The sequence below is a fragment of the Oleiphilus sp. HI0132 genome (genome assembly GCF_001635845.1).
Genome location: NZ_LWGJ01000145.1, coordinates 1 through 888, shown reverse-complemented (window position 1 = coordinate 888; position 888 = coordinate 1). Strand labels below are relative to the sequence as shown.

1 protein-coding gene is annotated in these 888 nt (G+C 46.2%); it reads right to left on the bottom strand.

The features are described from left to right. A partial coding sequence (gene tilS, locus A3766_RS01855) for a tRNA lysidine(34) synthetase TilS (RefSeq protein ID WP_068641547.1) occupies positions 1-888 on the bottom strand: 888 nt, incomplete at both ends.

Here is an 888-nt window from a genome sequence, read left to right as displayed (position 1 = left end):
CAACTCAAAACCTGCCCCGGGCACGGCGAGCTGTATACGACCTGAATCAGCCTGCATGCTTACATCCCCACTTTCATAAGCACACGATATATTCTGAGCTGCAATTTCAACATTATAAACTTGACCACGCCGCTTAAATTGCCGAGTTTCGCTATAAGATTCACTGCCGCCCACAGGTTTACGCTGGCAATAAATTCCCCCTAGATAACGGCGCAATTCAAAACCTGACCATTGGACAATAGGATTAGCATCTGGCTTGGCTGAAATCAGCTCAGTAAAAACTCTTCCCAATATACGCTCTGAAGGCTGCGGGCAATCAAAGTTATCAATCCAAGCTCGTAACAAGATCTTCTGATCTCTCTCTCTATAAGATGATAAAACTGAGATATCGATGACTTTTTCACCCTGAGCGCGCTCAAGCAACAAGCCAGAATCAAATTGCTTTACACACCAATCATCAATAAAGCTTTGCGTTTCACTTGCTTTACACGCAACCTGCGCAAGAGCCTCGGTAGAATTTGGCCAACGCTGTTCAAGTAGAGGGAGAATTTCATTCCTCAGAAAGTTTCTATCAAAGACTGAATCACTATTGCTTTCATCCTCGACCCACTTCAGACCNAAACCTTCCGCTTCTAACTCTAAAGCCCTTCTCGAGACCTCAAGCAAAGGGCGATAAATAACAGTTCCACAAGACATAAGCCTGCTAGGCGGAATAGCCGATAAGCCCTTAACACCACTACCGCGCAATGCCCTAATCAACACCGTTTCAGCCTGATCGTTTTGATGATGACCCTGGAGCAACACATCACCATCATTTAGCAGCCTCTCGAAAACTTCGTAACGAGCCTTCCTGGCTGCGGCCTCTAGCCCTTCACCACTCGCAGTAAC